The 5,797-nt window shown below is 61.7% G+C and carries 6 protein-coding genes and 1 tRNA gene; 5 read left to right on the forward strand and 2 right to left on the reverse strand.

Features of this window, described 5'->3' with window-relative positions; translation table 11 throughout:
• Nucleotides 1-318 precede the first annotated feature (318 nt).
• The 5 genes from HRL41_RS11410 (at nucleotide 319) to HRL41_RS11430 (ending at nucleotide 3,275) form a co-directional block, all read left to right on the forward strand.
• Nucleotides 319-402 (forward strand) — tRNA-Leu (locus HRL41_RS11410).
• Nucleotides 403-1,095: 693 nt separating this feature from the next.
• Nucleotides 1,096-1,398 (forward strand): hypothetical protein, encoded by a 303-nt coding sequence (locus HRL41_RS11415; protein ID WP_172137130.1) that lies wholly within the window; start codon nucleotides 1,096-1,098, stop codon nucleotides 1,396-1,398.
• Nucleotides 1,395-1,661: a CopG family transcriptional regulator gene (locus tag HRL41_RS11420; RefSeq protein WP_172137131.1), complete on the forward strand. Its 267-nt coding sequence runs from the start codon at nucleotides 1,395-1,397 to the stop codon at nucleotides 1,659-1,661. The genes HRL41_RS11415 and HRL41_RS11420 overlap by 4 nt, the downstream gene beginning before the upstream one ends.
• 230 nt (nucleotides 1,662-1,891) lie before the next feature.
• Nucleotides 1,892-2,845 (forward strand): Abi family protein, encoded by a 954-nt coding sequence (locus HRL41_RS11425; protein ID WP_172137132.1) that lies wholly within the window; start codon nucleotides 1,892-1,894, stop codon nucleotides 2,843-2,845.
• Between the two features lie 148 nt (nucleotides 2,846-2,993).
• Nucleotides 2,994-3,275 (forward strand): 4Fe-4S dicluster domain-containing protein, encoded by a 282-nt coding sequence (locus HRL41_RS11430; RefSeq protein ID WP_172137133.1) that lies wholly within the window; start codon nucleotides 2,994-2,996, stop codon nucleotides 3,273-3,275.
• A 377-nt stretch (nucleotides 3,276-3,652) separates the two neighbouring features.
• Here HRL41_RS11430 and HRL41_RS11435 read toward each other — a convergent pair whose 3' ends face one another.
• Both HRL41_RS11435 and HRL41_RS11440 read right to left on the reverse strand, forming a co-directional pair.
• Nucleotides 3,653-4,591 (reverse strand): aldolase, encoded by a 939-nt coding sequence (locus HRL41_RS11435; RefSeq protein WP_165172365.1) that lies wholly within the window; start codon nucleotides 4,589-4,591, stop codon nucleotides 3,653-3,655.
• Nucleotides 4,592-4,723: 132 nt separating this feature from the next.
• Nucleotides 4,724-5,701: a TVP38/TMEM64 family protein gene (locus HRL41_RS11440; protein ID WP_241157311.1), complete on the reverse strand. Its 978-nt coding sequence runs from the start codon at nucleotides 5,699-5,701 to the stop codon at nucleotides 4,724-4,726.
• Between the last annotated feature and the right edge of the window lie 96 nt (nucleotides 5,702-5,797).

The raw sequence follows: 5,797 nt of genomic DNA on the forward strand, positions 1-5,797 counted from the left end.
TTCTCCGTTCATGGCTCTTTCCTGTCTTCTGTGGATGGCAAGGTTTGGCGACTGGACACCATAGCTGGAAAGGGTCATTTTGTGTATTGCGGCGGGCGCTCGGGCCAAAGGGCCCTCACGTCCGCCGAGGGCTTGCGCCCTGTCCCACTTTCAGACTAACCGCAATCGTTGCGCCTAGTCTGGAAGGTTGCGGTTAGCGTTGCGATGAGTATGAAAAGTTTCGGCCGGAAAAGCACGCAGAACAGGGAATTGTTTTTTACCCGGAATCACGTCGGGCCCTCGACGCTGCGCAGCCGTTCCGCTATACTAGGTCGATGCGCCCGGGTGGTGGAACGGCAGACACGTCGGTCTCAAAAACCGATGCCGAAAGGTGTGTGGGTTCGAATCCCACCCCGGGCACCATTCTCTTCGCGCCATCCCACCGCAACAGCAAACCCTCAAGTCCACGCTCCTCGCAGGGGATTCGAACCGCGAGGTTGAAACGCGTCAAGAAAACAGTCCTGTGGACTGTTTTCAGCGTTTCACCCGAAGGCGCTTGCGCCGAGGGCCGGGAGCGTTCGCGAAGCGGACGCGGGAATCCCACCCCGGGCACCATTCTCTTCGCACTGGGATCCACATATCCGCACTTACTCGCGTAAGCCTGTCGAGATTCGACTTACTTTTAGCCCAGCTCGTCAAATCAGATCGCACAACGAAAGCTGGAAGAGCCATGGCCTACGCTCCCTTGAAGAAGGTCTCTCACCCTTCAGGTGATTCTGGATGAAACAAGGCCGTTATCGGCGATTTCTCGGGGAAAGTGGATGAGAAAGCGCCGTTGTCGGTGGTTTTCGGGGCTCGAATCGCCGATAACGGGCGTTTTCCATCCAGCTTTTCAAAATGGTGGATGCAAAAAGGGCGTTATCGGTCGCTCGGGTCCCGAGGGGTCGAAAGGGCACCCTCTCGTTTCTCTACTCGCTTTGGGATAAGAGAGAAGGAGCTGCAGCAGAAAGCTTCCGCTTCCCCTGCTTCGAGAAACTGAACAAGCAAGAAAGGAAGCGAGCTGCCCGCTTTGGCAAAAGTTGATATGACGCCCATGCTACAATACGGTAATACCAGATGGAGCTACCTCAGAGAGGGCTAACATTGAACAGGGTGTTCGTGCTGGACAGGGTGATGGAGCGCCATCCCGAGCTGACGAAAGAGGACGCCGCCCATGCTTGGGAATTCTGCATCAGGAGCATGCCGAGGCTCGGCAAAGAGCCGGAAGAGCACGTCGGAATCGGATACGACGCAAGCGGACGACTCGTCGAAGTCGTAGCCATCAGGAGCAACGCGGGCGATTGGCTGATAAAGCATGCGCAGACGCCGCCGCAGGAGTCGATAAAGCGCGAGCTTGGCCTTGGAAGGAGGAAGGCATGAGCGACAGGGAGCTGTGCGAGATGTTCGGCACCACGCTTGAGGAGGTGGAGGCCGACGTCGAGCGATACGAGAACGAAGATTTCTCGGACTTCGGCTTTGGCAAGCCAATCGACGGAAGACCGACGGCGAAGATGAGGACGACCTCGCTGAAGCTCTACGACTTCCAGCTCAAGGCGATAGACAGGGCCGCGAAGAAGGAGGGCGTCTCACGCTCGGAGTTCGTACGCCGCGCGATAGACAACGAGCTTGTGGCCCTGACGTAGCACCCGGAAGCGCGCAAGACGACATGCACTCAGATGGCCCTGCGCAGCGCCTTGAGAACAACGACGACGGCTTTGCGCTTTGCATGGATACTCTCCGTCTCTCCTGTTGTTTTTGAATTGGTTCGGCTATCATCCTGAAAGTGAGACAGTCCTCGTGGACTCTACGTGAGGCGAGGACAAAGAGGGGTCGTTGGTTTCCAGCGGCCCCTCGATCTTACGAGGTGATCTGCTTGAAAGAGTTCAAGAGCATCGAAGAGCAGGTAGAGCTGCTAAAGGGTCGAGGCGTAATCACCGACGAAAGCACGGCCACGATCCTCCTGAGAGAGAACTACTACTCGGTGGTTAACGGCTACAAGGATCCCTTCTTGGACAGGACGGCGATGCAATCCTGCCCCAACGAGGTCTATCTTCCCGAAACTCGATTCGAATGGCTCTACAGCTTGTTCCTCTTTGACCGCGAGCTGAGACAGCTCACCTTCGGCTACCTTATCCAGGCCGAAGCAGCACTGAAAACGGCTACTGTCTACGCATTCTGCGATGCCCATAGAGGCTGCACAGACTATCTGGATCGCGCATCGTTCTCTGATGCCAAAGGCATGCTCGTCCCAAAGGCGTTCAGAGGCAACAAAGCCGCCCTTCACTCCAACAACATGAATCGCCTCATGAAGATTCTGAACGACAAGCTGGTGTCCAAAGCCGCCAATCGCCCTTTTACCGCTCATTACCTTCAGAGATATGGCGAGGTACCCCTGTGGGTTCTGTGCAACGATCTGACTTTCGGCAACATGTCCCATTTCTATCAACTCATGAAGCGCGGAGAGCAGAATTCCGTGTGCAAGCACCTGTTCTCAACGACGCTCAGAACCGACGAGGACGAGAGACTTTCGCCGCACGACGTAATGAGGGCCTACGACGTCTTAGTTCATTTCAGGAATCTTTGCGCTCATGATGAGCGACTCTATTGCGCCCGAAAAGACAACGACACCTATGCAACTATGCTCGAACTGCTTCGCATAGCACTTCCTGCCGAAACAGTCGAAGGACTGAAGCGCGAGCTTGAGGGATTGTTGAAAAAATACGAGAACTCCTTGCACGTTGTCACTGCAGACGACCTTGGAGCTATGTTGGGCCTTCCTCCCAGGGAAAAGCCTGGCATCATCAAATCTAGCTGCCAAGCGGAATAGCCAGAGCAATCCCACAATGCGGGCAGCTAGAAACGGGTGTATCGACGACAGAGGCCTGTGCTCGTGGCAGCGGCACCGCCTCTGCCATACCTCCGCCGTCCGTTGCGGCTTCGTCGTCGGGGGTGCTTTACCTAGGGAAGCCTGCGAGATGGCGTGCCGCGTCGAGCACGACTTCCCGAAGGGGGAGAACGGCGTCATGGTGGTCCAAGCCGACCCCTACCAGCTCTCCGAGGGCGAGGACAGGTGGGTGTGGATCAACATGCCGGTGTTCACCGACCAGTGCAACCTGTGCGCCGAGCGCCAGGGGAAGGGCAAGCTGCCCACCTGCGTGCACCACTGCCAGGCGGCGATCATGAAGTACGGCGACCTCGACGAGCTGCAGGCCGAGCTTGCCGCCAAGCCCAAGCAGGTCCTGTACTCGCTCAGGTAACGCAAATCCCCTACTCGCCCGAGCGCGCGCAGGGTTTGCACGCGCTCGGGCAACGCACCCCCTGCTCGCTCGGACGACATCGGCCGGGCGCCCGGGGGCAGGCGGTCGCACATCCCCTCCCTTGCGTGCCTCCGCCTGCCCCCTGCGAAAACGCCCGCCCCGCTCATCAGCGCGGGCGGGCGTTTTGCTGTCTGCGCTTAAAAAGGCACCCGCCGCGGGGGTGCGGCGGGTGCCTTCGAGGTGCTTGCCAGACGGCCTTGCCGCCGAGCTTGCCAGACTTGCCAGACGGCCTTGCCGCCGGGCTTGCGCGGCTTGCGCTTCGCTATGCGGCAACCCAAGCTGGCTTCGCTTGCGGCGCGAACCTTGCAGCGCTTCGCTTACAGCGCGAACTCCTTCTCGCCGTTGAAGACCGCGAGGGCGTCCTCGACGCTGTAGTCGGCCAGCGTGATGGCGCTGATGGCCTTGGTCAGGCGCACGGCCTCGTCGAGCGAGCGCTGGTGGATGTTGCGGCCGGTGGCGTTGCCGCACGCGCCGCCCACGTGGATCTGGTCGTGCAGCTGGGTGAGGAACGTCTCGGCGTCAACGGTGGAGCCGCCGGCGCACACCAGGCCGGTGCGGCCGGAAGCCATCGACGCGATCTTGAGCGCCTCGGCCGGGGTGCGGCCGTCCTCGGGCTTCGGCGGGTTCACCTTCACGAAGTCGGCGCCCAGGCACAGCGCCACGCCCGCGGCGCCGGCGATGAGGTCCGGGTCCTTCTCGGCGGTGACGGCCTTGCCGCGCGGGTAGATCCACAGCACCACGAGCAGGCCGTTCGCATGCGCCTGCGCGATGAGCTCGCCCGCCTCGGCCATCATGGTGGACTCGTACTCGCTGCCCAGGTAGATGGTGTAGCCGAGGCCCACGATGTTCACGCCCGCCTCGCGCATGGCGAGCACGGCGTCGAGGTCGGTGAGCTGCGGGGAGTACGGGTCCTCCTGCTTGGTGCCCACCAGGTTGGTCTTGGAGTTCATCTTGACCAGGTAGTTGATCTCGGGATAGTCGGCCGCGTAGCGCGCGATGAGGCCGCGCTGGCCGGCCAGCACGCCGCAGACGCCCTGGCTGCCGATCTTGAACAGGTGCTCGGGCTCGGCGTCGGCGATGTCAATGCCCTCGCCGTAGAAGTCCTTGTTCAGGTGCTCGATCTTCTGATCGCAGGCGAACAGCATCAGGCGGCCCGTCTCGCGCGTGGCCTTCATGTAGTTGTCGACGTACACCTCACGCATGTCCGGCATGACGTCGGCCGGCACCTTCACCTGATCACGGGTGATCTTCGGCATGGGTTTCCTCCTTAAGGTTGGCTGTGCACGGAAGCGCCTCGCGCTTCCCAAACGTTCTTCTATTGTACCGAAAAGGCGCCGCCTCGGTAACGGCAGCAGGGCGGCATCAGGGCGAAAGACCTGTTTTCCGGCTTATTTTCGCGATCCGTAGTCACGCGGGTCGAGCTTCTCGAGCTCGCCGGCGCCCTCAGACACCACCGCGCGGCGCTCGAGCAGCCTTATGATGCGGTTGTAGCCCAGAACGCCCGCCACGGCCACCAGCGCGGCGACGGCGAAGATGATGGCGCTCTGCAGGTAGTCGCCCTGCACGATGCCCGCCGCCGCGTACGTCGACACGACGATGCCCGGGATGCGCGCGATGTTCGACAGCAGCAGAAACGCCCGCATGCGCATGTCGGTGAGGGGCACCAGGTAGGTGAACACGTCCTTGGGCAGGCCCGGGATGAGGAACAGGACGAACACCACCATGTTCAGCTTGCCCGACGCCTCGAAGCGGCGGAACTTGTCGAGGAACTTGGTGGGCACCATGCCCTGCACGAACGGCGCGCCGAGCTTGTGGACGAGCACGAAGACGAACGCGCTCGAGAACACGCAGCCCACGAGCACCACGGCGGCGCCTCCCCACGGGCCGTACAGCATGCCGGCCGCGATCTGCACCACCTCGCCGGGGATGAAGGCCACCACGATCTGCAGGAACTGGATGGCCAGCAGGATGGCGACGCCCGCGGGCCCGGCGTGCTGCACCTTCTCCATGACGCGGTCAAGACCGCCCGGCTCGAACATCTCGTGGACGTAAGGCCAGATCAGCACGCATATGCCGCACATGAGCACGAAGAACGTCACCAGTCCCGCGAACTTGAAGATGTCGGCGGCGCTCATGACGTGGCCGTGGACGACCTTCTCCTCGTGCGCCTTGTCCTTCAGCGCGTCGATGCGCGGATGCTCGTGGCTGTGGGCGTGCGCGTGCGCGTCCGCCGAGCTGCGCGCGCCCTCGTCAGCCGCAGCAGGCGCGCCGCCGTGCGCGTGCGCACCCGCGGCCGCGGCATCGCGTGCGCGTGCGCCTTCGGTCTGCCCTGCGGGCTCTTCGCTACTCTTTTCGCGCTCTGTCATATTCCTCCTTGAAGGCGGAGAACATGCCGCCTGCTTTCCTCAGGTGCGATCCCACCGCCCGCGCCGCGCCCTCGGCCCCCGCGCTCGCGCGCGAGC

The sequence above is a fragment of the Adlercreutzia sp. ZJ473 genome (genome assembly GCF_013185065.1).
GTDB lineage: Bacteria > Actinomycetota > Coriobacteriia > Coriobacteriales > Eggerthellaceae > CAAEEV01.